General features: G+C 59.2%; 22 protein-coding genes. 12 read left to right on the forward strand and 10 right to left on the reverse strand.

The window, feature by feature from the left end; genetic code table 11:
• Positions 1 to 22: 22 nt before the first annotated feature.
• The 7 genes from ispC to rpsB all read right to left on the reverse strand — a co-directional run bounded on the left by ispC (position 23) and on the right by rpsB (position 6,085).
• Positions 23 to 1,213, reverse strand: coding sequence for a 1-deoxy-D-xylulose-5-phosphate reductoisomerase (ispC, locus tag KGB21_RS10735; protein WP_034149895.1), 1,191 nt, complete (start codon positions 1,211 to 1,213; stop codon positions 23 to 25).
• Entirely contained in the window at positions 1,210 to 2,016 is an 807-nt protein-coding gene (locus tag KGB21_RS10740) for a phosphatidate cytidylyltransferase (protein WP_034149896.1), read from the reverse strand. The genes ispC and KGB21_RS10740 overlap by 4 nt, the downstream gene beginning before the upstream one ends.
• Complete coding sequence (uppS, locus tag KGB21_RS10745) at positions 2,016 to 2,771, reverse strand: polyprenyl diphosphate synthase (protein ID WP_034149897.1); 756 nt, start codon at positions 2,769 to 2,771, stop codon at positions 2,016 to 2,018. Before uppS ends, KGB21_RS10740 begins: the two co-directional genes overlap by 1 nt.
• 13 nt (positions 2,772 to 2,784) lie before the next feature.
• Positions 2,785 to 3,342, reverse strand: coding sequence for a ribosome recycling factor (gene frr, locus KGB21_RS10750; RefSeq protein WP_034149898.1), 558 nt, complete (start codon positions 3,340 to 3,342; stop codon positions 2,785 to 2,787).
• Positions 3,339 to 4,082 carry a UMP kinase gene (gene pyrH, locus KGB21_RS10755; RefSeq protein ID WP_003222124.1) on the reverse strand — a complete coding sequence of 248 codons (744 nt, stop codon included), beginning with the start codon at positions 4,080 to 4,082 and terminating at the stop codon, positions 3,339 to 3,341. Before pyrH ends, frr begins: the two co-directional genes overlap by 4 nt.
• A gap of 211 nt (positions 4,083 to 4,293) precedes the next feature.
• Positions 4,294 to 5,157, reverse strand: a complete 864-nt coding sequence (tsf, locus tag KGB21_RS10760; RefSeq protein ID WP_034149899.1) for a translation elongation factor Ts — start codon at positions 5,155 to 5,157, stop codon at positions 4,294 to 4,296.
• Between the two features lie 190 nt (positions 5,158 to 5,347).
• Positions 5,348 to 6,085, reverse strand: coding sequence for a 30S ribosomal protein S2 (rpsB, locus tag KGB21_RS10765; RefSeq protein ID WP_003222119.1), 738 nt, complete (start codon positions 6,083 to 6,085; stop codon positions 5,348 to 5,350).
• A gap of 372 nt (positions 6,086 to 6,457) precedes the next feature.
• Between rpsB and map the strand changes: the two genes are divergently transcribed.
• The 4 genes from map to KGB21_RS10785 all read left to right on the forward strand — a co-directional run bounded on the left by map (position 6,458) and on the right by KGB21_RS10785 (position 12,272).
• Positions 6,458 to 7,240 (forward strand): type I methionyl aminopeptidase, encoded by a 783-nt coding sequence (map, locus tag KGB21_RS10770; protein ID WP_034149900.1) that lies wholly within the window; start codon positions 6,458 to 6,460, stop codon positions 7,238 to 7,240.
• Positions 7,241 to 7,285: 45 nt separating this feature from the next.
• Positions 7,286 to 9,988: a [protein-PII] uridylyltransferase gene (locus tag KGB21_RS10775; protein ID WP_034149901.1), complete on the forward strand. Its 2,703-nt coding sequence runs from the start codon at positions 7,286 to 7,288 to the stop codon at positions 9,986 to 9,988.
• Between the two features lie 136 nt (positions 9,989 to 10,124).
• Complete coding sequence (gene dapC / locus KGB21_RS10780) at positions 10,125 to 11,324, forward strand: succinyldiaminopimelate transaminase (RefSeq protein WP_223505095.1); 1,200 nt, start codon at positions 10,125 to 10,127, stop codon at positions 11,322 to 11,324.
• A 210-nt stretch (positions 11,325 to 11,534) separates the two neighbouring features.
• Complete coding sequence (locus KGB21_RS10785; RefSeq protein ID WP_223505096.1) at positions 11,535 to 12,272, forward strand: M12 family metallopeptidase; 738 nt, start codon at positions 11,535 to 11,537, stop codon at positions 12,270 to 12,272.
• A gap of 24 nt (positions 12,273 to 12,296) precedes the next feature.
• On the opposite strand, the gene KGB21_RS10790 is transcribed toward KGB21_RS10785, so the two are convergent.
• Positions 12,297 to 13,928, reverse strand: coding sequence for a Na+/H+ antiporter (locus KGB21_RS10790; protein ID WP_034149904.1), 1,632 nt, complete (start codon positions 13,926 to 13,928; stop codon positions 12,297 to 12,299).
• Positions 13,929 to 14,190: 262 nt separating this feature from the next.
• Here KGB21_RS10790 and KGB21_RS10795 point away from each other — a divergent pair, with 262 nt between their 5' ends.
• The 4 genes from KGB21_RS10795 to KGB21_RS10810 all read left to right on the forward strand — a co-directional run bounded on the left by KGB21_RS10795 (position 14,191) and on the right by KGB21_RS10810 (position 17,383).
• Positions 14,191 to 14,553, forward strand: a complete 363-nt coding sequence (locus KGB21_RS10795) for an ArsC family reductase (RefSeq protein WP_008057297.1) — start codon at positions 14,191 to 14,193, stop codon at positions 14,551 to 14,553.
• Positions 14,554 to 14,585: 32 nt separating this feature from the next.
• Positions 14,586 to 15,620 carry a 2,3,4,5-tetrahydropyridine-2,6-dicarboxylate N-succinyltransferase gene (gene dapD, locus KGB21_RS10800; RefSeq protein ID WP_034149905.1) on the forward strand — a complete coding sequence of 345 codons (1,035 nt, stop codon included), beginning with the start codon at positions 14,586 to 14,588 and terminating at the stop codon, positions 15,618 to 15,620.
• A 147-nt stretch (positions 15,621 to 15,767) separates the two neighbouring features.
• Entirely contained in the window at positions 15,768 to 16,973 is a 1,206-nt protein-coding gene (locus KGB21_RS10805; RefSeq protein ID WP_223505097.1) for an aminotransferase class V-fold PLP-dependent enzyme, read from the forward strand.
• The gene (locus tag KGB21_RS10810) at positions 16,970 to 17,383 is read left to right on the forward strand and encodes a SufE family protein (RefSeq protein WP_223505098.1); all 414 of its coding nucleotides are present in this window, start codon (positions 16,970 to 16,972) and stop codon (positions 17,381 to 17,383) included. Before KGB21_RS10805 ends, KGB21_RS10810 begins: the two co-directional genes overlap by 4 nt.
• Positions 17,384 to 17,505: 122 nt before the next feature.
• On the opposite strand, the gene tcdA is transcribed toward KGB21_RS10810, so the two are convergent.
• Positions 17,506 to 18,324 carry a tRNA cyclic N6-threonylcarbamoyladenosine(37) synthase TcdA gene (tcdA, locus tag KGB21_RS10815; RefSeq protein ID WP_223505099.1) on the reverse strand — a complete coding sequence of 273 codons (819 nt, stop codon included), beginning with the start codon at positions 18,322 to 18,324 and terminating at the stop codon, positions 17,506 to 17,508.
• A 212-nt stretch (positions 18,325 to 18,536) separates the two neighbouring features.
• Here tcdA and KGB21_RS10820 point away from each other — a divergent pair, with 212 nt between their 5' ends.
• The 4 genes from KGB21_RS10820 (at position 18,537) to KGB21_RS10835 (ending at position 23,733) form a co-directional block, all read left to right on the forward strand.
• Positions 18,537 to 21,125 (forward strand): glycosyltransferase, encoded by a 2,589-nt coding sequence (locus KGB21_RS10820; protein ID WP_034150714.1) that lies wholly within the window; start codon positions 18,537 to 18,539, stop codon positions 21,123 to 21,125.
• 188 nt (positions 21,126 to 21,313) lie between these two features.
• Positions 21,314 to 22,465 (forward strand): succinyl-diaminopimelate desuccinylase, encoded by a 1,152-nt coding sequence (gene dapE / locus KGB21_RS10825; protein WP_223505100.1) that lies wholly within the window; start codon positions 21,314 to 21,316, stop codon positions 22,463 to 22,465.
• Entirely contained in the window at positions 22,465 to 23,274 is an 810-nt protein-coding gene (locus KGB21_RS10830; RefSeq protein WP_034150716.1) for a putative RNA methyltransferase, read from the forward strand. The genes dapE and KGB21_RS10830 overlap by 1 nt, the downstream gene beginning before the upstream one ends.
• Positions 23,275 to 23,355: 81 nt before the next feature.
• A complete protein-coding gene (locus tag KGB21_RS10835; protein WP_034150717.1) occupies positions 23,356 to 23,733 on the forward strand; it encodes a hypothetical protein in 378 nt (125 codons plus the stop codon).
• Between the two features lie 106 nt (positions 23,734 to 23,839).
• Here the strand turns inward: KGB21_RS10835 and KGB21_RS10840 are convergent, their stop codons facing one another.
• A complete protein-coding gene (locus KGB21_RS10840; protein ID WP_017336686.1) occupies positions 23,840 to 24,049 on the reverse strand; it encodes a cold-shock protein in 210 nt (69 codons plus the stop codon).
• Between the last annotated feature and the right edge of the window lie 76 nt (positions 24,050 to 24,125).

Here is a 24,125-nt window from a genome sequence, read left to right on the forward strand (position 1 = left end):
ACGGGCCAACACACTACAGCAGTTATCGCCCGTGACGACTCAACCATTGTTCGGCCAGCACACGCGCCTTCGCATCTGCCGTGAACACTGCCTCGAGATCTTCCACCGCAACTACAGGCTCGAGATTCAACACTTCCTCGATGATACTCGCGATTTCCGGGTAACGGACCCGTCCGTCGAGAAAGGCCGCAACAGCCACCTCATTCGCGGCATTCAGCATCGCCGGGGCACTGTTACCGGCTTCGGCCGCCAAACGGGCCAGACGCAAGCAAGGGAATCGCTCTTCATCGGGTGCTTGGAAGTCCAGACGCGCAATGGCAAACAAGTCCAGCGGCGCTACACCCGAATCGATTCGCTCTGGCCAGGCCAGCGCGTTGGCGATTGGCGTGCGCATGTCCGGATTACCCAGCTGGGCCAGCACCGAACCATCGATGTAGTCCACCAGGGAGTGAATCACGCTCTGTGGGTGAATCACTACTTCGACCTGGGATGGCTTGGCATCGAAAAGCCAGCAGGCTTCGATCAGCTCAAGGCCTTTGTTCATCATGCTGGCCGAATCGACCGAAATCTTGCGCCCCATGGACCAGTTCGGATGCGCGCACGCCTGCTCAGGTGAAACATGTGCCAACTCAGCCATAGGCGTCTGTCGGAACGGCCCACCAGAGGCTGTCAGCAAAATCCGACGCACCCCGACCTTGCCGAGACCACGGGCAAAATCCTGTGGCATGCACTGGAAAATGGCGTTGTGCTCACTGTCGATCGGCAACAACACCGAACCACTTTTGCGCACCGCTTGCATGAACAGTGCACCGGACATTACCAGTGCTTCTTTGTTGGCCAACAGGATCTTCTTACCGGCCTCGACGGCCGCCAGGGTCGGACGCAAACCCGCCGCGCCGACGATGGCCGCCATGACCGCGTCGACTTCCGGATCGGCAGCGATCTGGCACAGACCTTCTTCCCCGACCAAAACACGGGTCGAAAGACCGGCTGCACGCAAATCATCCTGAAGGGTTCGGGCGGCACTGGCTTCAGGCACCACGGCGAAACGCGGAACGTGGCGTACACACAACGCGAGCAATTCACTCAAACGAGTGAAACCACTCAAGGCGAAGACTTGATAACGCTCGGGATGGCGCGCGATGACATCAAGCGTGCTCAGGCCGATCGAGCCGGTTGCCCCCAGAACTGTAATCTGCTGCGGGCGGCTCACGGTGCAGCCATCCACAACAGCACGGCAAACACGGGAATCGCTGCGGTCAGGCTGTCGATCCGGTCGAGGACGCCACCGTGACCTGGAAGCAAATTGCTGCTGTCCTTGATCCCGGACTGACGCTTGAACATGCTTTCGGTGAGATCACCCACGACCGAGATAAACACGATCACGGCGGCGCCGAACAGACCTTTGAACAACTCAGCAACCGTCCAGTCGCGGAAAAACCCGACAGCTACAGTGATGACCAGACTCAGGGCCAAACCACCGTAAACGCCTTCCCAGCTTTTCCCAGGACTGACCTGCGGCGCGAGCTTGCGCTTGCCGAAAGCCCGGCCCGAGAAGTAGGCGCCGATATCGGCACCCCAGACCAACACCATCACTGCCATGATCAGCCAGTTACCCAACGGGTACTGCTTGATCTGAACCAGGCCCTGCCAGGCCGGCAGCAGAATCAACAATCCAATCACCAGCTTGCAGGCCGCACTGGCCCAATGCACGCTGGAGCGCGGATACGTCAGCACCAGATAAGTCGCAATCCCCCACCAGATCACTGACGCACCCAGGACCCAAGGCGCAAGCCCGGGAAGGAGGTGCATGACAAACAACATCAACGCGACGATAGCGGCGAAAGCAACGCGCATCGGCTGGGCGGTAAAGCCTGCCAGGCGCGCCCACTCCCAGGCACCGAGGGTCACGACCAGCCCGATGAACAAGGCGAACGCCGACCCCTCGAGCAGGAAGAAACCGCACAAGGCAATCGGCAGCAGGATCAGCGCGGTGATGATTCGTTGTTTAAGCATTAAACCCGGGCTCCAGCCTCGACCTGCTCGCTCGTTTTACCGAAGCGGCGCTGGCGAGATGCGAAATCGGCCAGCGCGTTACGCATGGCGTCGTGTTTGAAGTCCGGCCAGAACAGGTCGGAGAAATACAACTCGGCGTACGCCAGCTGCCACAGCAGGAAGTTACTGATGCGATGCTCGCCACCGGTACGGATGCACAAGTCCGGCAACGGCAGATCGCCGGTGGCCAGACAGGTTTGCAGCAGTTCCGGGGTGATGTCTTCCGGACGCAGGTGCCCAGCCTGAACTTCCCGCGCCAGGCGTTGCGCGGCTTGCGCGATATCCCACTGACCACCGTAGTTGGCAGCGATTTGCAGGACGAAACGATTGGCGCCGGCTGTCATTGACTCAGCCTCGCGCATCGCCGCTTGAAGCTCCGGATGAAAACGCGAACGGTCGCCAATGATGCGCAAACTGATGTTGTTTTCATTGAGGCGCTTGGCCTCGCGACGCAAGGCCTTGAAGAAAAGGTCCATCAAGGCACTGACTTCGTCGGCCGGGCGCTGCCAGTTCTCACTGGAAAAAGCGAACAGGGTCAATACTTCGACCCCGGCTTCAGCACACACCTCGATGACTGCACGAACCGCGTCTACACCCGCTTTATGCCCGGCGACACCCGGCATAAAGCGTTTTTTCGCCCAGCGATTATTACCGTCCATGATAATCGCGACATGGCGCGGCACCGCGGACGGTGCAGCCTGCTTGGTCTTTTCCATGAAATCGCGACCCTTATACGGCCATCAGGTCTTTTTCTTTTTGCGCCAGGTTCGCGTCGATTTGAGCCACGTACTTCTTGGTCAGATCATCGATTTCGCTGGTTGCGCGACGCTCTTCGTCTTCGCTGATTTCCTTTTCCTTGACCAGGTCCTTCAGCGAGCTGTTGGCATCACGACGGATGTTGCGCACGGCCACACGGGCATCTTCAGCGACATCACGAGCCTGCTTGGTGAAGCCCTTGCGGGTCTCTTCAGTCAGGGCAGGCATGGAGATCAGCAGCAACTCACCGAGGTTAGTCGGATTGAGGTTCAGACCAGCACTACCAATGGCTTTGTCGACAGCACCGAGCATGTTGCGCTCAAAGGCAACGACTTGCAGGGTACGGGCATCTTTAACGGTGATGTTCGCCACTTGCTTGATCGGCGTGTCGGAGCCGTAGTACGGAACCATCACACCTTCGAGAATGCTCGGGTGCGCCTGGCCGGTACGAATACGGCCGAAGTTGTGCGCCAGCGATTCCACGGATTTCTGCATACGCTCTTGAGCGTCTTTCTTGATTTCGTTGATCATTGTTGGCCTTCCTCGATCAGGGTCCCTTCAGCGCCGCCATGTACGATATTCAGCAGGGCGCCGGGCTTGTTCATGTTAAATACGCGCAGCGGCATCTTGTGGTCGCGGCACAGGCAAATGGCCGTCAGATCCATCACGCCCAGCTTGCGATCCAGTACTTCATCGTAAGTCAGATGATCGAACTTCTCGGCATGCGGGTCTTTGAATGGGTCAGCGGTGTAGACGCCATCGACCTTGGTCGCCTTGAGCACGACATCGGCATCGATTTCGATTGCACGCAGGCAGGCTGCCGAATCCGTAGTGAAGAACGGATTACCGGTACCGGCCGCGAAAATCACCACATCCTTGGAGTTCAGATGGCGCATGGCCTTGCGGCGATCGTAGTGATCGGTCACGCCGACCATGGAAATGGCCGACATCACGATGGCCGAGATATTCGCACGTTCCAGCGCATCGCGCATGGCCAGGGCGTTCATCACAGTGGCCAGCATGCCCATGTGGTCGCCCGTAACCCGATCCATGCCGGCCTTGCTCAGCGCTTCGCCGCGGAACAGGTTACCGCCGCCGATCACCAGACCGACCTGAACACCGATGCCAACCAGTTGGCCGACTTCCAGCGCCATGCGATCCAGAACTTTCGGATCGATCCCGAACTCTTCCGAGCCCATCAGGGCCTCGCCGCTAAGCTTGAGTAGAATGCGTTTATAGCGAGCCTGATAACCACTGCCCTGCTGAGCCATTGCGAATCTCTCCTGCGGCGTATTTTAAAAATTCTTTGCGAGCTGTTTTCAGCTGGCGTTCACTCTAGCTTGGCGCTGCTTCAGCGCCATCGGAACATGGCTTTGTAAGCCAGTTCCAAACGGAAACCAATTAAAAATTGGTTCCCCATCTGAAAAGAGGCTGCGCGCGTGAGCGGGCAGCCTCTTCAGGGCGACAGTTTAAAAAACTGTCTTATTGCTTGGCGGCAGCCAGCTGTGCAGCAACTTCTTCAGCGAAGTTGTCTACTGGCTTCTCGATGCCTTCGCCGACTTTGAAGTAGGTGAAGGAAACGATTTCAGCGCCGGCTTTCTTGGCCAGAGCACCAACGGTGACTTCTGGATTCATAACGAAAGCTTGTTCTACCAGGCTGGCTTCAGCCAGGAACTTGGTGATACGGCCAGCAATCATCTTCTCGACGATTTCAGCAGGCTTGCCTTTCATCTTGTCTTCGTTCAAGGACAGGAAAACGCCCTTTTCACGCTCGATGGCTTCTGGCGAAACCTGCGATGGCAGCAGGAACTCAGGGTTGCTTGCCGCCACGTGCATGGCGATCTCTTTGGCCAGCTGAACATCGCCGCCCTTGAGAACAACAGCAACACCGATCTTGTTACCGTGCAGGTAGGTGCCGACAACGTCACCCTCTACGCGAACCAGACGACGGATGTTGACGTTTTCGCCAACTTTGGCCACCAGGGCTTCACGAGCCAATTCCTGAGCGGCGATCAGCGGAGCTGCGTCGGTCAGTTTTTCAGCGAAGGCTTTTTCTACGCTGGCAGCAACGAAGTTTTTGAAGTCGTCTTGCAGGGCCAGGAAGTCGGTCTGCGAGTTCACTTCCAGCAGTACGGCGGACTTGTCGTCAGCCTTGATGGCGATAGCGCCTTCAGCGGCAACGTTGCCCGCTTTCTTGGCAGCCTTGATGGCGCCCGAAGCACGCATGTCATCAATGGCTTTTTCGATGTCGCCGCCAGCCTTGGTCAAGGCCTTTTTGCAGTCCATCATGCCTTCGCCAGTACGCTCGCGCAGTTCTTTGACCAACGCTGCAGTAATCTCTGCCATTTCAAAATTCCTCTTGGATAGGTTATCAACCATTCCACCCGATCGAACGGGCGTTCAATTCTTCCCGAACCACCCTTGTTAGCTGCCGCACGTTACAGATAGAGCAGTGGGCGCCGACAAATGGTTTTCGAGGTGGCAAAAAGGGGGCCAAGCCCCCTTTTTGCTTACTGAGTCAACGCCAGGGCGTCAATTACTCAGCTGCAGCCTGAGTTTCTTCAGCTGCGAACTCTACGGTGCCGCCGGCAACGTTGTTGCGACCACGGATTACAGCGTCAGCCATCGAACCCATGTACAGCTGGATAGCGCGGATTGCGTCATCGTTGCCTGGGATGATGTAGTCAACGCCTTCCGGGCTGCTGTTGGTATCGACTACGCCGATAACCGGGATGCCCAGCTTGTTGGCTTCGGTGATCGCGATGCGCTCGTGATCAACGTCGATAACGAACAGAGCGTCTGGCAGACCGCCCATGTCCTTGATACCACCCAAGGAACGATCCAGCTTTTCCAGGTCACGGGAGCGCATCAGCGCTTCTTTCTTGGTCAGCTTGGCGAAAGTACCGTCTTCGGCTTGTACTTCAAGGTCACGCAGACGCTTGATGGAAGCACGGATGGTTTTGAAGTTGGTCAGCATGCCGCCCAACCAGCGGTGATCGACGTACGGCGAACCGCAACGTGCTGCTTCTTCAGCAACGATCTTGCCAGCGGAACGCTTGGTGCCGACGAACAGAATCTTGTTTTTGCCCTGGGCCAGGCGCTCTACGAAAGTCAGAGCTTCGTTGAACATTGGCAGGGTTTTTTCAAGGTTGATGATGTGGATCTTGTTACGCGCGCCGAAAATGTATTTACCCATTTTCGGGTTCCAGTAACGGGTCTGGTGACCGAAGTGCACACCGGCCTTCAGCATATCGCGCATGTTGACTTGGGACATGATAGTTCCTTAATAAGTCGGGTTTGGCCTCCACGTATCCCAATGACCAACCAGCAGCATTCAGCTGTAGGCACCCAGGTCATCGTGTCGACACGTGTGTGGATTTAGGCTTTTCGGGGCATCCCCGGAAAGCGGCGCATTTTATATCACAAGGGAGAAAAAAACGGAACCCGGATTCTGAAATCCTGGTGACCACACCCCTCCATCCCTTGGAATCCGCCCAGAATGCACCATTCTATAGAGAGAAGCGATGCACAGAGGCGCAGATTTGCGCTGATCGTCTGATAGAATCGCGTTTTTCAGGGCTGCGCCGACCGTTCGCGCACCGCCCTTTTCGTCAAGAAAGCGCCATCGAGCGCAGAGAGAGCCTGTATGACCGTCACCCTCAAAACCCCCGAGGACATCGCCAAAATGCGCGTTGCCGGCAAACTGGCCGCCGATGTGCTGGAAATGATTGCCGAACATGTCAAGCCGGGCGTCACCACCGATCAACTGAACCAGATCTGCCACGACTATATCGTCAACGAACAGCAAGCCATCCCTGCCCCGCTGAATTACAAGGGCTACCCGAAATCGATTTGCACGTCGATCAACCACGTGGTCTGCCACGGCATCCCGAACGACAAGCCGCTGAAGGATGGCGATACGCTGAACATCGACGTCACCGTCATCAAGGACGGTTACCACGGCGACACCAGCCGCATGTTCCACGTCGGCACCGTGCCGGTCTGGGCCGAGCGCCTGTCGCAAGTGACGCAGGAATGCATGTACAAGGCGATCGAGATCGTCAAACCCGGTTGCCGCCTCGGCGACATCGGCGAAATTATCCAGAAGCACGCGGAAAAGAACGGTTTCTCGGTAGTCCGCGAGTTCTGCGGCCACGGCATCGGCAAGGTCTTCCACGAAGAACCACAGATCCTGCACTACGGCCGCGCGGGCACCGGCATGGAACTGAAAGCCGGCATGACCTTCACCATCGAACCGATGATCAACCAGGGCAAAGCCGACACCAAGGTACTGGGCGATGGCTGGACCGCGATCACCAAGGATCGCAAGTTATCGGCCCAGTGGGAGCACACCCTGCTGGTCACCGAAACCGGTTACGAGATCTTCACCCTGCGCAGCGATGACACCATCCCGCGCATGTCGGCCTGATCAACCACGAACAGCTCCCAGCCTTATAGAAAGGAAAGCCAATCGATGCCGCAGGTGGATCCCGAACTCTTCGACCGCGGCCAGTTCCAGGCTGAACTGGCCCTGAAGGCAAGCCCGATTGCGGCCTTCAAGAAGGCGATTCGCCAGGCCCGCGAGGTGCTCGACGGGCGCTTTCGCAGCGGCCGGGACATTCGCCGGCTGATCGAGGATCGCGCCTGGTTCGTCGACAACATCCTGCAAAAGGCCTGGGAGCAGTTCAATTGGAGTGAAGACGCCGACATCGCGCTGGTCGCGGTCGGCGGCTACGGTCGTGGCGAGTTGCACCCGTATTCCGATATCGATTTGCTGATCCTGCTGGACAGCGCCGATCACGAAGTTTTCCGCGATTCCATCGAGCGTTTTCTGACGCTGCTGTGGGACATCGGCCTGGAAGTCGGTCAGAGCGTTCGCTCGGTCGACGAGTGCGCCGTCGAGGCTCGCGCTGACCTGACGGTTGTTACCAACCTGATGGAAAGCCGCACCATCTGCGGGCCTGAGCGCTTGCGCCAACGCATGCTGGATGTCACCAGCACCGCGCACATGTGGCCGAGCAAGGACTTCTTCCTGGCCAAACGCGCCGAACAGAAGGCTCGTCACCACAAGTACAACGACACCGAATACAACCTGGAACCCAACGTCAAAGGTTCGCCCGGCGGACTACGGGATATTCAGACGATTCTGTGGGTAGCGCGCCGCGAATACGGCACCCTGAACCTGCGGGCACTGGCTGGCGAAGGCTTCCTGGTGGAGAGCGAAAACGCCCTGCTGGCTTCGTCCCAGGAGTTCCTGTGGAAAGTGCGTTACGCGTTGCACATGCTCGCCGGTCGCTCCGAAGACCGTCTGTTGTTCGACCACCAGCGCACCATCGCCAAGCTGCTGGGTTTCGAAGGCGACGACGCCAAGCAGGCGATCGAAAACTTCATGCAGCAGTATTACCGGGTGGTCATGAGCATTGCCCAGCTCAGCGACCTGATCATCCAGCACTTCGAGGAAGTCATCCTCGCCCCGGAAGACGAAGCGCCGCCGCAACCCATCAACTCGCGATTCCAGCTGCACGACGGTTACATCGAGGCGCGCAACGACAACGTGTTCCGCCGCACGCCGTTCGCCATGCTGGAAATCTTCGTGCTGATGGCCCAGCAGCCGGAAATCAAGGGGGTGCGCGCCGACACCATTCGTCTGCTGCGCGAGAATCGTCACCTGATCGACGATGATTTCCGCAACGACATCCGCAACACCAGCCTGTTTATCGAGCTGTTCAAGTGCAAGATCGGCATCCACCGCAACCTGCGGCGGATGAACCGTTACGGCATCCTCGGGCGTTACTTGCCGGAGTTCGGTTTCATCGTCGGACAGATGCAGCATGACCTGTTTCACATCTATACGGTCGACGCCCACACCCTGAACCTGATCAAGCACCTGCGTAAGTTGCAATACACCCAAGTGTCGGAAAAATTCCCGCTGGCCAGCAAGCTCATGGGCAAGCTGCCCAAACCGGAGCTGATCTACCTGGCCGGGCTGTACCACGACATCGGCAAGGGCCGGCATGGCGACCACTCGGAAATCGGCGCGGTGGATGCCGAAGCCTTCTGCCAGCGCCACCAGTTGCCAGTCTGGGACAGTCGCCTGATCGTCTGGCTGGTGCAGAACCATCTGATGATGTCGACCACCGCCCAGCGTAAGGATTTGTCAGATCCGCAAGTGATTCACGATTTCGCCCAGACTGTCGGCGATGAAACCCGTCTCGACTACCTGTACGTGCTGACCGTCGCCGACATCAACGCCACCAACCCGACCCTGTGGAATTCCTGGCGCGCCAGCCTGTTGCGCCAGCTCTACACCGAAACCAAGCGGGCACTGCGCCGCGGCCTGGAAAACCCGGTGGATCGCGAAGAGCAGATCCGCCAGACCCAGAGCGCGGCCCTGGACATCCTGGTGCGCGGCGGTACCGATCCGGACGACGTCGAACAGTTGTGGGCGCAATTGGGTGATGACTATTTCCTGCGTCACACCGCCGGTGATGTCGCCTGGCACAGCGATGCGATCCTCCAGCAGCCAGCCGACGGCGGGCCGCTGGTTCTGATCAAGGAAACCACCCAACGCGAATTCGAGGGCGGCACGCAGATCTTCATTTATGCGCCGGACCAGCACGATTTCTTCGCCGTGACCGTAGCCGCGATGGACCAGCTCAACCTGAACATTCACGACGCCCGGGTTATCACCTCCAGCAGCCAGTTCACCCTCGACACCTACATCGTGCTCGACACCGACGGCGACTCGATCGGCGACAACCCGGCACGGGTCAAGCAGATCCGCGACGGCCTGACCGAAGCCCTGCGAAACCCGGACGACTACCCGACCATCATCCAGCGTCGGGTGCCACGGCAGCTCAAGCATTTCGCCTTCGCTCCGCAGGTAACAATTCACAACGACGCGCAGCGCCCGGTGACCGTGCTCGAACTGACCGCTCCCGACCGCCCAGGTCTTTTGGCACGGATCGGCACGATCTTCCTGGAGTTCGACTTGTCGCTGCAGAACGCCAAGATCGCGACCTTGGGCGAACGCGTGGAAGACGTGTTCTTCATCACCGACGCCAACAACCAACCGTTGTCCGACCCGCTGCTGTGCAGCCGGTTACAAGATGCAATCGTCGAACAGTTGAGCGTTAACCAGGAACCGGATATCAAACTGTCGCGCATCAGTATCTGAATTAAATACCCCCTGTGTAGGAGCCGGCTTGCTGGCGATGGCATCACCTCGGTGTGTCAGGTGTGTCGCAGCGATGCAATCGCCAGCAAGCCGGCTCCTACGGAGTGGTGGTTTTCACATTGAACGAGATCGACCGATGAACAACGCTCTGACCCAGCTCCAGCCCTACCCGTTCGAAAAGCTCCGCGCCCTGCTCGGCAGTGTCACGCCCAACCCGGACAAGCGCCCTATCGCGCTGTCGATCGGCGAGCCGAAGCACCGTTCGCCAAGCTTCGTCGCCGAAGCCTTGGCCAGCAATCTGGAAAAAATGGCCGTCTACCCGACCACCCTCGGGATCCCGGAGCTGCGGGAAGCCATCGCCGCCTGGTGCGAGCGTCGCTTCAGCGTCCCGAACGGCTGGCTCGACCCGGCGCGCAACGTACTGCCAGTCAACGGCACCCGCGAAGCGCTGTTCGCCTTCACCCAGACCGTGGTCAACCGTGGCGATGACGCGCTGGTGGTCAGCCCGAACCCGTTCTATCAGATTTACGAAGGTGCGGCGTTCCTCGCCGGGGCCAAGCCGCATTACCTGCCATGCCTGGACGAAAACGGCTTCAATCCGGATTTCGACGCGGTCTCGCCAGACATCTGGAAACGCTGCCAGATCCTGTTCCTGTGCTCGCCAGGCAACCCGACCGGCGCGCTGATCCCGGTCGATACCCTGAAAAAGCTGATCGCCCTGGCCGATGAATACGACTTCGTAATCGCCGCAGACGAGTGCTACAGCGAACTCTACTTTGATGAACAAACCCCGCCACCTGGTCTGCTAAGCGCTTGCGTGGAACTGGGTCGCAAGGACTTCAAGCGTTGCGTGGTGTTCCACAGTTTGTCCAAGCGTTCCAACTTGCCGGGCCTGCGTTCTGGCTTCGTTGCGGGTGACGCGGACATTCTCAAAGGTTTCCTGCTCTATCGCACCTACCACGGCTGCGCGATGCCGGTTCAGACGCAACTGGCCAGCGTTGCCGCGTGGAACGACGAGGTGCACGTTCGCGCCAACCGTGCTTTGTACCGTGAGAAGTATGACGCGGTGCTGGAGATCCTCAGCCCGGTAATGGATGTGCAACGTCCGGACGGTGGTTTTTACTTGTGGCCAAATGTGGCCGGTGAAGATGCAGCCTTCTGCCGCGATCTGTTCGAGCAGGAGCATGTGACCGTGGTGCCGGGTTCCTACCTGTCGCGGGACGTCGATGGCGTCAATCCGGGCGCGGGCCGAGTGCGCATGGCACTTGTGGCGCCATTGGCGGAGTGCGTCGAAGCGGCTGAACGCATTCGTGATTTCATAAACCGCCGCAAGTAACATTAACTAAGCCTGTACTGTGCAATGCAGTACAGGCCTTCAAAGAAACATAGCGCATTAATCGCAACTACATCCCCTACAGCTTTTTAGTTAACCTCGCACCCCTAACATTGAAACACCTAAACTAACTCAACAATCTACATCAATAAAGTTCACACTCTTAAGACACCAACTATAAAATTCTAAACAAGCAAAAACACGGAAGTTACTATGCAAACCATTAAACCTTGCCACATCCAATCGCCACCCAGCATTCAAGCCTCTTATGAAGCAGCCATTACCGAAAATCCGGAAAATGCGTCTAGTACATCATCGGGCCGCGGCAAAAGGGCCGTGGGCGAACACAATAAATACTGGCTATCTGGACGGACGTTAAAAATCGCGATAACCGATTACGAGGATGGTGGATTTGAAATAGTCAAAAATGCCATTAGCCAATGGCAACCTTACGTTAACTTAAAGTTTGAGTTTACTAAACTCACTGACGAACGTTACGAAGGAGACATTCGGATTGACCTGGCTCCGCAATATGACACGGTCGCAAGTTCTGCAATAGGGACTGACGCTTTGACAGTTCTCGCTCATCTTCCGACGATGGGTCTGGGCGTGGAATATACATCCACCTCATACGAAGGCACTGTCATCCACGAGTTCGGACACGCTTTGGGCTTTGCCCATGAGCATCAACATCCCGATGCAGACATTCCGTGGCATAAAGAGAATACCTACCAGTTCTATCAACAAAATTATGGCTCGTCTAAAGCAGCCGTTGACAACCATGTATTCCCGCTTCCTCGCCGAACCGACCGAACCTATACACCCTATGACCGGCATTCGGTCATGCACTACCCAATCATCAATACGTGCACTGTTGGCGACTGGGAACAAGCGGACAACCTCCAAATCAGTGCTGGCGACAAAGCGCTCGCGCGCGCAGCTTATCCCTGATCAAGAAAGACTAACGGGGCATACTTACTTGACCTGCCCGAGCTTGGCCTCACTCAAATCCAGTTCCCCCAACACCTCACGCAACACGTCGTCACCAATCTGGTGCTGACGACTGAGGCTATACAACTCCAGGCGCTGCGCCCGCAGCGCCTTCAAGCGCAATCGCCGCTCCAGCAAGTCCATCTGAAACGCCAGTGCCTGGGCTTCCGCCGAATCGTTGAACACCTCAAGTTGATGTCGATACTCGGACATGATCCGCGCCTTGAGTTCTGCCGCCAGCGCTGACTGTGCGGCATCCTGAGGGCTGACCTCTTCTGTTTCGAGCGCATGAATGGCCGCTTCAGCGGTCTTGCGCCACGCATCGCGCACTTCATTGCGGCGCTTGTCGTCGGGGCTCTTGTCGATGCCGCGCAGCAGCAAGGGCAAGGCAATGCACGCGGCAATCAGTGACAGCAGAATGACCCCGGCGGCGATAAAAATAAGCAGGTCACGCTCGGGAAATGCGTCGGCGCCCATGAGCATCGGCACCGACATCACACCCGCCAGCGTCACAGCACCGCGCACCCCGCCGACCGTCAACAACCAGCAGGAGCGCGCGCTCGGCACCCGGGTTATCTCATCCTTGCCACGCCAGCGCCGCAGCAGAATGGACAGGCGCCAGATGCTCTGCACCCAGACAAACCGTAACACCAGCAACACCAGGAAAATCGCCACCACGTCGAGGCAGCGATAGAACAACGTCGGCCACAACGACGTTTCGTGACTGGCCACGGCTTTGATGATGTCAGGCAATTGCAGGCCCAGCAGCAGGAAGATCAAGCCGTTGAAGGCGAATTCCAGCAATGCCCAGACACTGCGGTTGAGCAACCGGGTGTTGGTCTGGCGCGGCAGCAGATCGAGCCAGCTCTGCATCATCCCCGCCGCTACTGCCGACAGAATGCCGGACGCGCCCACGCGCTCGGCCAACACGTAGGCAGCGAACGGCAGTAACAACATGAAGACCACGTGGGTCGCCGGGTCATCCCAACCGCGGGCGATCATCCACGAGCGCATACGTCCGACCAGCCAGCTCAACGCCACGCCAATGGCCAGGCCTCCGATTGCCACCAACAGGAAAGTGACACTGGCATTGGCCAGCGAGAACACGCCGGTCACCGCCGCAGCCAAGGCAAACTTGAACGTCACCAGGCCCGAAGCATCGTTCATCAACGCCTCGCCCTGGAGCATGTGCATCAGCGGTGTCGGCAAGCGATTCTGGGAGATCGCCGACACCGCCACGGCGTCCGTGGGCGACAGCACCGCTGCCAAGGCAAAAGCCACGGGCAGCGGAATACTCGGCAGCAACCAGTGGATGAAATACCCGGCGCCGACCACGGTAAACAAAACCAAACCCACCGCCAGCGTCAAGATCGGCCCGCGCAGTTGCCAGAACTCACGTTTTGGCATGCGCCAGCCGTCGGAAAACAACAGCGGTGGCAAGAATAGAAACAGAAACAACTCGGGATCGAGAGCCACGTGCAGCCCAAGCGTCGGCCAGGCGAGCAAGGCACCCGCAGCAATTTGTACCAACGGTAACGGTAGCGGAATCACCCGTCCGATCAGGCGTGAAACGCCGACCAGCATCAACAGGATCAGGACGGTATAAGCGGTTTGCATAAAGCGTGGTTCCCGGGCAATCGACAGCATAGAAGTGCCATATTAGCCGCTTAGACTGCTCGCTGGCCTTTGCACCAATGTCGCACCCGCAATCACTGCAATCCTTGTGGGAGCCGAGCTTACTCGCGATGGCGGCGTATCAGTCGACATGGATGTTGAATTTAATGCCGTTATCGCGAGCAAGCTCGCTCCCACAGGATTTGCGCTTCCATGGCATAATCCGACACCTTTTATTTCCGGCACCTGTAATGGGGGCGATTCCTTGACTGTTTCAAGTAAAACGTTGCACCTTTTCGGCATCAAAGCCTGCGACACCATGAAAAAGGCGCGCACCTGGCTCGATGAACACGCTGTCAGCTATGACTTCCATGATTACAAAGCGGTCGGTATCGACCGTGAACACTTGACCCAATGGTGCAACGAGCACGGCTGGGAAGTGGTGTTGAACCGTGCAGGCACGACCTTTCGCAAGCTCGACGACGAACGCAAAGCCGATCTCGACCAGTCGAAAGCCATCGAACTGATGCTCGCACAACCTTCGATGATCAAGCGCCCGGTGCTCGATCTCGGTGACCGAACCCTGATTGGCTTCAAGCCAGATATCTACGCGGCCGCGCTCAAGTAAGCAGCCCGTTTCAATTTGTTAGAGGTATCAACATGTCCACTACCCCGTTCAGCCTGGCCTTTGGTGTCGGCACTCAAAACCGTCAAGGCGCATGGCTGGAAGTGTTTTACGCGCAGCCACTGCTCAACCCTTCCGTTGAGCTGATCGCCGCTGTTGCGCCGATCCTGGGTTACACCGACGGCAACCAGGCCATCACCTTCACCACCGCTCAGGCTTCGCAACTGGCCGAAGCCGTAAAAGGCGTCGACGCTGCCCAGGCAGCTTTGCTGACCCGCCTGGCCGAGAGCCACAAGCCGCTGGTCGCCACGATCCTGGCCGAAGACGCTCAACTGACTTCCACGCCTGAGGCTTACCTCAAGCTGCACCTGCTGTCCCATCGCCTGGTCAAGCCGCATGGCCTGAACCTGGCGGGCGTGTTCCCGCTCCTGCCAAACGTAGCCTGGACCAGCCAGGGCGCAATCGACCTGGCTGAACTGGCCGAGCATCAACTGGAAGCGCGCCTGCGCGGCGAGCTGCTGGAAGTGTTCTCGGTGGACAAGTTCCCGAAAATGACCGACTACGTGGTTCCGGCCGGCGTGCGTATCGCTGACGCGGCGCGTCTGCGCCTGGGCGCCTACGTTGGGGAAGGCACCACCGTGATGCACGAAGGTTTCGTCAACTTCAACGCCGGCACCGAAGGCCCGGGCATGATCGAAGGCCGCGTCTCCGCTGGCGTGTTCGTCGGCAAGGGTTCGGACCTGGGCGGCGGTTGCTCGACCATGGGCACCCTGTCGGGCGGCGGCAACATCGTGATCAAGGTTGGCGAAGGCTGCCTGATCGGCGCCAACGCCGGTATCGGCATCCCGTTGGGCGACCGCAACACCGTTGAGTCGGGCCTGTACGTCACTGCCGGCACCAAAGTGGCCCTGCTGGACGAGAAAAATCAGCTGGTCAAAGTCGTGAAGGCCCGTGAACTGGCCGGTCAGCCGGACTTGTTGTTCCGTCGCAATTCGGAAACCGGTGCCGTGGAGTGCAAAACCCACAAATCGGCGATCGAACTGAACGAAGCGCTGCACGCTCACAACTAAGCCACACGATCCCCTGCACCTTTGTAGGAGCGAGCCTGCTCGCGATGGACGTCAACGATAACGCGGGGCATCAGACAGCCCGTGTCGTCCATGCGATCATCGCGAGCAGGCTCGCTCCTACAGGGGCCAGGCGTACAGGCGAATAGCATGATGATTCCCTCTCCCTGGCGCGCCGATTTTCCGGCCATCGCCGCCCTGCAACGGCAAGACCAGACCTATCTGGACAACGCCGCCACCACGCAAAAACCTCAAGCCTTGCTGGATGCCCTGGCGCATTACTACGCCAGTGGCGCGGCCAACGTGCATCGGGCGCAACACTTGCCCGGCGCCCATGCCACCCAGGCGTTCGAGGACAGCCGCCGCAAAGCCGTGCAATGGCTCAACGCCGGTGATTGCGGGCAGATCATCTTTACCCACGGCGCGACTTCCGCGCTGAACCTCCTGGCCTATGGCCTGGAACACTCATTCAATCCGGGCGATGAAATTGTCATCAGCGCCCTGGAGCACCACGCCAACCTGCTGCCATGGCAGCAACTGGCCCATCGTCGCGAACTGAACCTGGTGATCCTGCCGCTGGATACCGACGGTGTGATCGACCTTGACGCTGCCGCGCAACTGATCGGCCCACGCACGCGCCTGCTGGCGGTCAGTCAGCTATCCAACGTGATCGGCGCCTGGCAACCACTGCCGGCGCTGTTGGCGCTGGCCAAGGCACAAGGCGCGCTGACCGTCATCGATGGCGCTCAAGGCGTGGTCCATGGCCGGCATGACGTGCAGGCGCTGGGTTGCGACTTCTATGTGTTTTCCAGCCACAAGCTCTACGGGCCTGATGGCCTCGGCGTGTTGTTCGGGCGCAATGAAGCGCTGCAACAACTGCGCCCTTGGCAATTCGGCGGCGAGATGGTGCTGGACGCCAACTATCACGACGCACGCTTTCGCCCCGCGCCGCTGGGTTTTGAAGCGGGGACGCCGCCGATCTCCAGTGTGATTGGATTGGGCGCGACACTGGATTATCTCGCCGGACTCGATCAAGACGCCGTGTCCGCCCATGAAGCGGCGTTGCATGACTATTTGCTCAAGGGCCTTGAGTCGCGCAACGGCATCCGCCTGCTGGGCAAACCACAAGTGGCATTGGCCAGTTTTACCGTCGAGGGTGTGCATAACTCGGACCTGGCGCATTTGCTGACCGAGCAGGGGATCGCCGTTCGCGCCGGTCACCACTGCGCCATGCCGTTGCTCAAAAGCTTCGAACTGGCCGGAGCGATCCGGGTTTCGTTGGCGCTTTACAATGACTCCGAAGATCTGGAACGGTTCTTTGAGGCGCTGGATCAGGCGCTGGAGTTACTGCGATGAACTTGCCCGCCGATGCCGTTAGTGCACTCGAAACCTTTCAGGCTGCCGCTGGCTGGGAACAGCGGGCGCGACTGCTGATGCAATGGGGCGAGCGCCTGCCCGCGCTGAGCGATGAACAGATGTGCGACGCCAACCGGGTGCACGGTTGTGAAAGCCAGGTGTGGCTGACAGGCGAATTGCGCGACGACCATTGGCAGTTCAGCGCCAACAGCGATGCGCGATTGATTCGCGGGTTGGTGGCGTTGTTGCTGGCGCGGGTCAATGGCTTGTCCGCTGCCGAGTTGCAACAGGTGGACTTGCCGGAGTGGTTCAACCAGTTGGGGCTGGGGCGGCAGTTGTCGCAGTCGCGCAGTAATGGCCTGAATGCGGTGCTTCAACGGATGCGCGAATTGGCCTTCGCGGGTGCATGATGATTGTTCGGCGCTACACCACTCTGTAGGAGCCGGCTTGCTGGCGATCCAGGCGACACGGCAGGTCTGATTCACCGCAGCGCTTGGATCGCCAGCAAGCCGGCTCCTACAAAGATTGTGTTTCAAGCGTTGGGTTTGATGCGCTCCGCCGGCCGGCGCACACCCGCCACAATCTTGTCCACAGCCTTGGTCGCCGCGACCATACCGAAGGTCGCCGTCACCATCATCACCGCGCCAAACCCGCCGGCGCAGTCGAGTTTCACGCCATCCCCGACAAAACTCTTCTGCAAGCAAATGCTGCCATCCGGTTTCGGGTAGCGCAGTTGCTCGGTGGAGAACACGCACGGCACGCTGTAGTGACGGGTCACGGTGCGGGAGAAGCCGTAGTCGCGACGCAGGGTCGAGCGCACTTTCGAGGCCAGCGGGTCATTGAAGGTGCGGTTGAGGTCGCAGACCTGAATCAGTGTCGGGTCGATCTGCCCGCCCGCGCCGCCGGTGGTGATGATCTGGATCTTGCGGCGTTTGCACCAGGCGATCAGCGCCGCTTTTGCGTTGACGCTGTCGATGCAGTCGATCACGCAGTCGATGTTCGGCGTGATGTATTCGGCCATGGTGTCGCGGGTGACGAAATCAGGCACCGCGTGCACCGTGCAGTCCGGGTTGATCCCGCGCAGGCGCTCGGCCATCACTTCGACCTTGGGTTTGCCGACGGTGCTGTCCAGCGCGTGCAGCTGGCGGTTGGCGTTGCTGACGCAGACGTCGTCGAGGTCGAACAGCGAAATCTCACCCACGCCGCAACGGGCCATGGCTTCCGCCGCCCAGGAACCGACGCCACCGACGCCAACGATCGCCACATGGGCTGCGCGAAGGCGCTCAAGGCCTTCGATGCCATACAAACGGGCGATACCAGCAAACCGTGGATCTTCTGCACTCATGACCATCACCTCAAAAACCGGCGCGCATTATAGGGCTTCGCAGCGGCAAGTTTTAAGTTTCAAGCTACAAGTGTAAGAACTTATGTGAAAGCACATTGCCCAATGTCCGGTATTTCCCTGTCCGGTGTACGTTCAGTGAACTGCCAGTGTAGGATGCGCGCCCTTCTGCGGCCGCCGACCGTTCATTTGTTCCACAGTCTTTGGAACCCGAAATAGCTATGTCATCGCGTAAATTTGGACTCAACCTGGTGGTGGTGCTCGCCATCGCTGCCTTGTTTACCGGCTTCTGGGCGCTGATCAATCGCCCGGTCACCGCTCCCAACTGGCCTGAACAAATCTCCGGCTTCTCGTATTCGCCGTTCCAGCAAGGCCAATTCCCACAGAAAGAACAGTATCCAACCGACGATCAAATGCGGCGCGACCTGGAGATCATGAGCAAGCTGACGGACAACATCCGTACTTACTCGGTCGACGGCACGCTGGAAAACATCCCGAAACTGGCGGAAGAGTTCGGCCTGCGGGTGACGCTGGGGATCTGGATCAGCCCGGACCAGGAACGCAACGAACGGGAAATCACCCGCGCCATCGAAATCGCCAACTCCTCGCGAAGCGTGGTTCGCGTGGTGGTCGGTAACGAGGCAATCTTTCGCAAGGAAATTACCGCTGCAGATCTAAGCGTGATCCTCGATCGTGTCCGCGCCGCCGTGAAGGTGCCGGTCACCACATCCGAGCAGTGGCACGTCTGGGAAGAACACCCGGAACTGGCCAAACACGTTGACTTGATCGCCGCGCACGTCCTGCCGTACTGGGAATTCGTCCCAATGGACAAGGCCGGCCAGTTCGTCCTCGACCGTGCCCGCGACCTGAAAAAAATGTTCCCGAAAAAACCGCTGCTGCTGTCCGAAGTGGGCTGGCCGAGCAACGGCCGCATGCGCGGTGGCGCCGATGCTTCACCGGCAGACCAGGCGATTTACCTGCGGACCCTGGTCAACAAGCTCAACCGCCAGGGCTTCAATTACTTCGTGATCGAAGCGTTTGACCAACCCTGGAAAGCCAGCGACGAAGGTTCGGTGGGCGCGTATTGGGGCGTGTTCAACGCCGCGCGCCAGCAGAAATTCAACTTTGAAGGCCCGGTGGTAGCGATTCCGCAATGGCGCGTGCTGGCCATCGGTTCGGTGGTACTGGCGCTGCTGTCGCTGACCTTGCTGATGATCGACGGCTCGGCCTTGCGCCAGCGCGGTCGCACCTTCCTGACCTTTATCGCGTTCCTTTGCGGTTCGGTGCTGGTGTGGATCGGTTATGACTACAGCCAGCAATACAGCACCTGGTTCAGCTTGACGGTGGGCTTCTTGCTTGCCCTCGGGGCACTCGGGGTGTTTATCGTGTTGTTGACCGAAGCCCATGAGCTGGCCGAGGCCGTGTGGATTCACAAGCGGCGCCGGGAATTCCTGCCGGTGGTCGGCGATTCGAGCTATCGCCCGAAAGTGTCGATCCACGTGCCGTGCTACAACGAGCCGCCGGAGATGGTCAAACAGACCCTCAATGCACTGGCCAACCTCGACTATCCGGACTTCGAAGTCCTGATCATCGACAACAACACCAAGGACCCGGCCGTTTGGGAACCGGTTCGCGATTATTGCGAAACCCTCGGCCCGCGCTTCAAGTTCTTCCACGTCGCGCCGCTGGCCGGCTTCAAGGGCGGCGCGCTGAATTACCTGATTCCACACACCGCCAAGGATGCCGAAGTGATCGCGGTGATCGACTCCGATTACTGTGTGCACCCGAACTGGCTCAAGCACATGGTGCCGCACTTCGCCGATCCGAAAATCGCCGTGGTGCAGTCGCCCCAGGACTATCGCGACCAGAACGAAAGCACCTTCAAGAAGCTCTGCTACGCGGAATACAAAGGCTTCTTCCACATCGGCATGGTGACTCGCAACGACCGTGACGCGATCATCCAGCACGGCACCATGACCATGACCCGCCGCTCGGTGCTCGAAGAACTGGGCTGGGCCGACTGGTGCATCTGTGAAGACGCCGAGCTGGGTCTGCGGGTATTCGAAAAAGGCTTGTCGGCGGCGTATTACCACGACAGCTACGGCAAGGGCCTGATGCCCGATACCTTTATCGACTTCAAGAAACAGCGCTTCCGCTGGGCCTACGGTGCGATTCAGATCATCAAGCGTCACACCCGCAGCCTGCTGCGCGGCAAGGACACCGAACTGACTCGCGGCCAGCGCTACCACTTCCTCGCGGGCTGGTTGCCGTGGGTGGCCGACGGCATGAACATCTTCTTCACCGTCGGCGCGTTGTTGTGGTCGGCGGCGATGATCATCGTGCCGCAGCGGGTCGATCCGCCGCTGCTGATTTTCGCGATCCCGCCGTTGGCGCTGTTCGTGTTCAAGGTCGGCAAGATCATCTTCCTCTACCGTCGTGCGGTGGGTGTGAACCTGAAAGACGCGTTCTGCGCGGCGCTGGCCGGGCTGGCGCTGTCGCACACCATCGCCAAAGCGGTGCTGTACGGTTTCTTCACCAGCAGCATTCCGTTTTTCCGCACACCGAAGAACGCCGATAACCACGGCTTCTGGGTGGCAATTTCGGAGGCTCGCGAAGAAGTGTTCATCATGTTGCTGCTGTGGAGCGCGGCGCTGGGGATCTTCCTGGTGAACGGCTTGCCGAGCAACGACATGCGCTTCTGGGTGACCATGTTGCTGGTGCAGTCGCTGCCGTACCTGGCGGCGCTGATCATGGCGTTCCTGTCGTCGCTGCCGAAACCGTCGGTGGAAGCGGAACCGGCAACGGCATAATCCGTTACTGGTTAACGTCAAACGGCGGCCTTCGGGCCGCCGTTTTGCTTTAGAATGATCGCCCTTTTGCACTGTAGGAGCTGCAGAAGGCTGCGATCTTTTGATCTTTGCTGTTCAAAATCAAGATCAAAAGATCGCAGCCTTCGGCAGCTCCTGCAGGTTTATCGTGCGCACCTCGGAGCTTTTACATGACGGCCCACGCCGACCTTTCGCCGACCCTTCAACTCGCCATCGACCTGATCCGCCGTCCGTCCGTAACGCCGGTCGACGCCGATTGCCAGAAGCAGATGATGCAGCGCCTGGGCGATGCCGGTTTTGCGCTTGAGCCAATGCGCATCGAAGATGTGGATAACTTCTGGGCCACCCACGGTAAACACGACAGCCCGGTGCTTTGCTTCGCCGGTCACACCGACGTGGTGCCGACCGGCCCGGTCACCGCCTGGCAGATCGACCCGTTCAACGCAGTAATCGATGAACACGGCATGCTCTGCGGCCGCGGCGCGGCGGACATGAAAGGCAGCCTGGCGTCGATGACCGTGGCCGCCGAACGTTTTGTCGCCGACTACCCGGACCACAAGGGCAAGGTCGCCTTCCTGATCACCAGCGACGAAGAAGGCCCGGCACACCACGGCACCAAGGCTGTGGTTGAACGTCTGGCGGCGCGCAAGGAGCGTCTGGACTGGTGCATCGTCGGCGAACCATCGAGCACCACGCTGGTCGGCGACGTGGTCAAGAACGGCCGTCGCGGTTCTCTCGGCGCCAAACTGACCGTCCGCGGCGTGCAGGGCCACGTGGCCTATCCGCACCTGGCGAAAAACCCGATCCACCTCGCCGCCCCGGCGCTGGCCGAACTGGCCGCCGAGCATTGGGACCACGGCAACGATTTCTTCCCGCCGACCAGTTTCCAGATCTCCAACGTCAACTCCGGCACCGGTGCGACCAACGTGATTCCCGGTGATCTGGTGGCGGTATTCAACTTCCGTTTCTCCACCGAGTCCACGGTCGAAGGCCTGCAAAAACGCGTGGCCGACATCCTCGACAAGCATGGCCTGGACTGGCACATCGACTGGGCCTTGTCCGGTCTGCCTTTCCTCACCGAGCCGGGCGCGCTGCTCGATGCGGTGTCGTCGAGCATCAAGGACATCACCGGTCGCGAAACCAAGGCGTCCACCAGCGGTGGCACCTCCGACGGTCGTTTCATTGCGACCATGGGTACGCAAGTGGTTGAGCTGGGGCCGGTCAACGCGACCATCCACCAGGTCAACGAGCGCGTGCTGGCCGCGGACCTCGACGTGCTGACCGAGATCTACTACCAGACCATGATCAAGTTGCTCGCCTGATGCTGGCTTGTCCGATCTGCAGCGAACCGCTGAACGCGGTGGACAACGGCGTGGTGTGCCCCGCAGGGCATCGTTTCGACCGTGCGCGCCAGGGTTACCTGAACCTGTTGCCGGTGCAGCACAAGAACAGCCGAGACCCTGGGGACAACCAGGCGATGGTCGAAGCCCGTCGCGACTTCTTGAACGCCGGCCATTACGCGCCGGTGGCCAAGCGCCTGGCGGAACTCGCCGCTGGTTATGCGCCGCAACGCTGGCTCGACATCGGTTGTGGCGAGGGTTACTACACCGCGCAAATCGCCGATGCTTTACCGGATGCGGACGGCTATGCCCTGGACATTTCCCGGGAAGCGGTCAAACGCGCCTGCAAACGCAACCCTCGGTTGACCTGGTTGATCGCCAGCATGGCCCGTGTGCCATTGGCCCCGGGCAGTTGCCAGTTTCTGGCCAGCGTCTTCAGCCCACTGGATTGGGAAGAAGCCAAACGCCTGCTCAGCCCCGGCGGCGGCCTGATGAAAGTAGGACCGACCAGCGGCCACCTGATGGAATTGCGCGAGCGGTTGTACGACGAAGTCCGCGAGTACATTGACGACAAGCATCTGGACCTGGTGCCTGACGGTATGGCGCTGCAACACAGCGAGACCCTGACATTCAAACTGGTATTGGAAAGTGGTCAGGACCGCGCCAACCTGTTGGCCATGACGCCCCACGGCTGGCGCGCCAGCGCTGAACGTCGGGCAGCCGTCATCGAACAGGCAGAGCCGTTCGAGGTCACCGTCTCGATGCGCTACGATTATTTCGTTCTTCAATAATGTTCAATTTTGGTCTTGGGCAATGACCCAAGGCCGGCTAAATCCGCGAATGGATTTTTCAGACCCGCAGTGAGGACATCCATGCGCCAACCCGATATCGAGATTTACCTGAAAGACGCCGACGTCGACCACAAAGCCATTTCCGCCTGGCTTGGCTCGGCATTGGGCCCGTGCACCGACTGGGTCCAGAAAGGCCAGACCTACAAGTGCAAGGCCGGCAACGTGCCGGTGACCTGGCTGCCGAAAGCCGTAGGAAAGTGGAACAGCTTGTACCTGGAAAGTGACCAGACGCCGTGGGAAGACGACATCGCCTGCGCCCGCGCTGCGTTTGCCGCGCTTAACGTGGAAGTACGTTGCGCGCCGGGCACCTGGGTCGAGGAAGAAGGCGAAGAGACGGCTGATCGCTGGATTCGTATCAGTGCCGATGGTGAAGAAGAGATCACCTGGAAAACCGCGTAATCCGAGAGCAATCTGAACCTGTAGGAGCCGGCTTGCTGGCGATCATGCCGACGCGGTCTGCCTGACACTCCGCCATCGCTGGCAAGTCAGCTCCTACAAGGTCTTCTTACAAGCCGACGACGTCTTCGGCCTGCAAACCCTTCTCTCCCGTCACCACAGCATATTCAACCTGCTGGCCTTCAGTCAGCGAGCGATGCCCCTCGCCGCGAATCGCGCGGTAGTGCACGAACACATCCACCCCGTCCGCGCGCTGGATAAAACCGTAGCCCTTGGCGTCGTTGAACCACTTCACGTTGCCGGTTTCACGTGTTGCCATCTGTTCATACTCCTTTTTTATTATTGATCGGGCTTTTCGCAGGAAAGCCTCGGGAACGTTGCTTGCACTGATCGGT

Origin of the sequence: Pseudomonas sp. GL-RE-29, assembly GCF_019947275.1 — a bacterium.
In the GTDB taxonomy this organism is placed as follows: Bacteria; Pseudomonadota; Gammaproteobacteria; order Pseudomonadales; family Pseudomonadaceae; genus Aquipseudomonas; species Aquipseudomonas fluorescens_A.

Bases quoted from the DNA above. Each gene is read 5' to 3' on its own strand.
- KGB21_RS10740 (WP_034149896.1), bottom strand. From the start codon at position 2,016: ATGCTTAAACAACGAATCATCACCGCGCTGATCCTGCTGCCGATTGCC.
- uppS (WP_034149897.1), bottom strand. From the start codon at position 2,771: ATGGAAAAGACCAAGCAGGCTGCACCGTCCGCGGTGCCGCGCCATGTC.
- frr (WP_034149898.1), bottom strand. From the start codon at position 3,342: ATGATCAACGAAATCAAGAAAGACGCTCAAGAGCGTATGCAGAAATCC.
- pyrH (WP_003222124.1), bottom strand. From the start codon at position 4,082: ATGGCTCAGCAGGGCAGTGGTTATCAGGCTCGCTATAAACGCATTCTA.
- tsf (WP_034149899.1), bottom strand. From the start codon at position 5,157: ATGGCAGAGATTACTGCAGCGTTGGTCAAAGAACTGCGCGAGCGTACT.
- rpsB (WP_003222119.1), bottom strand. From the start codon at position 6,085: ATGTCCCAAGTCAACATGCGCGATATGCTGAAGGCCGGTGTGCACTTC.
- map (WP_034149900.1), top strand. From the start codon at position 6,458: ATGACCGTCACCCTCAAAACCCCCGAGGACATCGCCAAAATGCGCGTT.
- KGB21_RS10775 (WP_034149901.1), top strand. From the start codon at position 7,286: ATGCCGCAGGTGGATCCCGAACTCTTCGACCGCGGCCAGTTCCAGGCT.
- dapC (WP_223505095.1), top strand. From the start codon at position 10,125: ATGAACAACGCTCTGACCCAGCTCCAGCCCTACCCGTTCGAAAAGCTC.
- KGB21_RS10785 (WP_223505096.1), top strand. From the start codon at position 11,535: ATGCAAACCATTAAACCTTGCCACATCCAATCGCCACCCAGCATTCAA.
- KGB21_RS10790 (WP_034149904.1), bottom strand. From the start codon at position 13,928: ATGCAAACCGCTTATACCGTCCTGATCCTGTTGATGCTGGTCGGCGTT.
- dapD (WP_034149905.1), top strand. From the start codon at position 14,586: ATGTCCACTACCCCGTTCAGCCTGGCCTTTGGTGTCGGCACTCAAAAC.
- KGB21_RS10805 (WP_223505097.1), top strand. From the start codon at position 15,768: ATGATGATTCCCTCTCCCTGGCGCGCCGATTTTCCGGCCATCGCCGCC.
- KGB21_RS10810 (WP_223505098.1), top strand. From the start codon at position 16,970: ATGAACTTGCCCGCCGATGCCGTTAGTGCACTCGAAACCTTTCAGGCT.
- tcdA (WP_223505099.1), bottom strand. From the start codon at position 18,324: ATGGTCATGAGTGCAGAAGATCCACGGTTTGCTGGTATCGCCCGTTTG.
- KGB21_RS10820 (WP_034150714.1), top strand. From the start codon at position 18,537: ATGTCATCGCGTAAATTTGGACTCAACCTGGTGGTGGTGCTCGCCATC.
- dapE (WP_223505100.1), top strand. From the start codon at position 21,314: ATGACGGCCCACGCCGACCTTTCGCCGACCCTTCAACTCGCCATCGAC.
- KGB21_RS10830 (WP_034150716.1), top strand. From the start codon at position 22,465: ATGCTGGCTTGTCCGATCTGCAGCGAACCGCTGAACGCGGTGGACAAC.
- KGB21_RS10835 (WP_034150717.1), top strand. From the start codon at position 23,356: ATGCGCCAACCCGATATCGAGATTTACCTGAAAGACGCCGACGTCGAC.
- KGB21_RS10840 (WP_017336686.1), bottom strand. From the start codon at position 24,049: ATGGCAACACGTGAAACCGGCAACGTGAAGTGGTTCAACGACGCCAAG.